Origin of the sequence: Nocardia sp. NPDC060220 (assembly GCF_042727815.1) — a bacterium.
GTDB lineage: Bacteria > Actinomycetota > Actinomycetes > Mycobacteriales > Mycobacteriaceae > Nocardia.
The window spans coordinates 1-2,894 of the sequence record NZ_JBHWZY010000847.1 but is presented as its reverse complement, the minus strand read 5'-3'; the positions used below and the strand labels follow the sequence as shown (position 1 = coordinate 2,894).

4 protein-coding genes are annotated in these 2,894 nt (G+C 65.3%); 1 reads left to right on the top strand and 3 read right to left on the bottom strand.

Annotated features, from left to right (window positions below):
• Positions 1-402: 402 nt before the first annotated feature.
• The 3 genes from ACFWF3_RS30615 to ACFWF3_RS30605 all read right to left on the bottom strand — a co-directional run bounded on the left by ACFWF3_RS30615 (position 403) and on the right by ACFWF3_RS30605 (position 2,480).
• Positions 403-786, bottom strand: coding sequence for an HIT family protein (locus ACFWF3_RS30615; protein WP_379317176.1), 384 nt, complete (start codon positions 784-786; stop codon positions 403-405).
• A gap of 322 nt (positions 787-1,108) precedes the next feature.
• Positions 1,109-1,288 (bottom strand): hypothetical protein, encoded by a 180-nt coding sequence (locus tag ACFWF3_RS30610; RefSeq protein ID WP_379317174.1) that lies wholly within the window; start codon positions 1,286-1,288, stop codon positions 1,109-1,111.
• Between the two features lie 19 nt (positions 1,289-1,307).
• The gene (locus ACFWF3_RS30605) at positions 1,308-2,480 is read right to left on the bottom strand and encodes an SRPBCC family protein (RefSeq protein ID WP_378992761.1); all 1,173 of its coding nucleotides are present in this window, start codon (positions 2,478-2,480) and stop codon (positions 1,308-1,310) included.
• A gap of 118 nt (positions 2,481-2,598) precedes the next feature.
• Between ACFWF3_RS30605 and ACFWF3_RS30600 the strand changes: the two genes are divergently transcribed.
• A partial coding sequence (locus ACFWF3_RS30600; RefSeq protein WP_379317172.1) for a TetR/AcrR family transcriptional regulator occupies positions 2,599-2,894 on the top strand: 296 nt, incomplete at its 3' end.

Below are 2,894 nucleotides of genomic sequence, written 5' to 3'. Positions count from 1 at the left end.
GTCTCGAACCAGGTCGGTTCGCCGCCTCGACCAGTCCACGCGAATCCTTCCTCCGGGAAGGACACCCACGACATCACCGGAGCCCCTGAAAGCCTCTGACAGTGCTCGCACGAGCAAAGATGAGGAAAGTCCGGATCGCCGGTCGCGGAGAACCGAATATTCCCGCAGAGGCAGCCGCCGTTCACATCGCTCCTTCTCACTGAAACCATGGCATGTCGTTGCATGCTGCGCGTCGTTGATCGAGGGCACCCGGCGCTCGACACAGCCTTCGCCGACGCAACGCTAGTGGGGCTCGGCGGTTGCCGGCTGATGGTCGGCGAGAAACTGGTCGAATGTTCTGGGGCGCCGCTCGCAGGGCGATACACAGGGTCGGCGGGCGCTGCGTTCGGCCTCGGGTACGCCCTAGCCCCGCACCGCCGCAGCCAGCTCCACACAGAGCGCACCCAGTCCGGAGGCAGGGATTTGAGGCGCGTCCGGAGAATCGACGTTGTGCCACGGTACACCTCGTCCAGTACCGACAGGTCGGGTGAAAATGTGCTGGTGAAGGTGAACACCGGCCGCGCTCAGTCCCGCGACGAACGTGAAGACGTGGGTGGGTTCGAGAACCTGGCGCAGGGCGCCGATCGACGAGCGGACAGCGCGAGCGAACGCGACCGTCTCAGCGTCATCCAGCAGATCGAGGCTCGCAACGTGACGACGAGGCTCGACGAACAGGTAGCCCGGCCGGACCCACTCGCCATGGGCAGGCCGGTGGGTCACCACCACGAAGTCGTCGATGTGGATCACCGGGCTCACCAGTGGTCCGGTCCCGTTGTGTTTGTCGCAGATCACGCACCCCCACATGCCGGCGACAATACCGCTGCTCCGGTCGCTGGTACGCATGCGCGCGTTGAACTCTCGACTCAGCGCAGGCGCTCATCGTGCAGTCGTCCTGACCGTCAAGACACATCGGACCACGAGTCGACTCGGAGTTCTTCGACGAACTCCCGAAAGACCTCAGCCGTCCGGGCAACTCGAAACGAGCCGGATTCCGCCTCGGCTAGCCGACCACGACATGCATGCCCGGGCCTCGATAGGGCGGAGCCCGGCATCGCCGCCTACCTTCGGCCTATCGCGACCGGCCCGAGCTCGCCAGTGCCGCCCGGCGCACCATGTCACGCTCGATACCGACGACCGTCACGCAAAGCCGCAGCGCGCACAGCCTCGGCCAGCGCCTCGCCCGGCGCGGGGTCACCGCCGCGGAGCCCGGATGAGCCTCTGACAGGCCGGGGTGGGTTTGGGTGGTCATCGGCGTTCCTGTCTCGCCGTTAGTCCAGTGCGATGCCGAGTTCGGCGGCGAGGGTTCTGATCATGTGCTGGACACCGATTTCGTTGCGGCCGATGATCATGTGATCGTGCTGGCCTCGGCGAACTCCTTCGCCGCATTGAGGCAGCATGGCGAAGTCCTCGTCGCGGACCGCGGCATGGACTTGGGCGTAGATGTCGTCGTAGACGGCGCGTTGCTCGTCGGTGGTGGCGGGGATCTTGGCCATCCAGCTGTGGCGGACGGTACAGCGGGTCGGGGCGCCGGCGGGCAGCATGTCGAGGATCTCGACACCGACAGGGCTGTTGGCCAGCACCAGGTTCGGGTAGATCCAGTAGATGACGCCCATATTCATCAGCGGGTCCCACGATCCGCTCGGATCGGCCTCGAGCGCGGTGATCCAGTTGAACGGGAATCCCATACGGTGATGGCGGCCGAAGGCGTCGTGGGTGGAGGTGTTGGCCACAGTGTTCTGGCCGATCACGCTCTGGCCGTGCACGAAGGGAAAGTGGTAGCTCTCGGCGAAAGCCTCGAGTGCGCCCTTCCAGCTGACTTCGGACGTGAATTCCCGCTCGTCGTGGTAGCCGTAGGAAGCGTAGTTCAGCTGCGCCAGTTCAGGTCCCATCGCGCCGAGGTGGGCGTCGATGTCGATCGAGCCCTCGGCAGAGAGCACTGCCCAGATGAACCCGTGGCGTTCCTGGCTGGGTAGCTCGACCAATCCGTAGCCGGCGCGGTCCATGCCGGTGAAGCCCTCTTTACCGGGCACCCCGGCCAGTTCGCCGGTGTTGCGGTAGGTCCATGCGTGATAGGGGCAGGTGAAGCGGGTGGCATTGCCCGAGCCACATGCCGGTTGCGCGCCGCGGTGGCGGCAGTAGTTCAGGAACACATGCGCGGTGCCATCACGGTCGCGGGTGACCAACAGTGAATCTTCGAGCACGGTGCGCACCACGTAGTCGTTCGGTGCGGGGATGCGCGCCGAGGGCACGATCATCAGCGGTGTGCGGCGCAAGATCTGGGTCTGCTCGACCTCGGCGATCTTCGGGTCGCTGTAGTAGTGCAGCGGCACTCGCAGCGGAGCGGGCGCCATATCGGTGGTGTGATCGAGCACCAACCCCAAGGCGCGGCGGGTCAGGTCCTCGGTCAGCCCGGCGGCGCCGGGTTCGATCTGAGTGGTCATGAGTTGACCATACATATCTAGCCAACTGTATGGTCAATTTCGACGGAACGGGACGCTCGTCGACCTCGGCGCAGACGATAGGGTCGGCAGAACACGATCACCGGCCCGGAAGGAATCGATGCGCACGCACGGCTGGTCGGGGACCACTCCCGCCGATGACACCGAAGCCATCGCGCGCATCATCGGCGCCGCCCGTGTGGCCATCGAACGCAGCGGCGGGGATTTCACCATGGCCGAGATCGCCCGCGACCTCGGCGTCACCCGTCAAACCGTGTACCGGTATTTCGCCAATGCCGACGCTTTGCTGACCGCCACGGCCCTGACGGAAACGGGTCGATTTCTCGATGTCCTCGCCGAGCATCTGGACCATCTCACCGATCCCGCCGAGGCCGTGGTCGAAGGGATCGCATACAC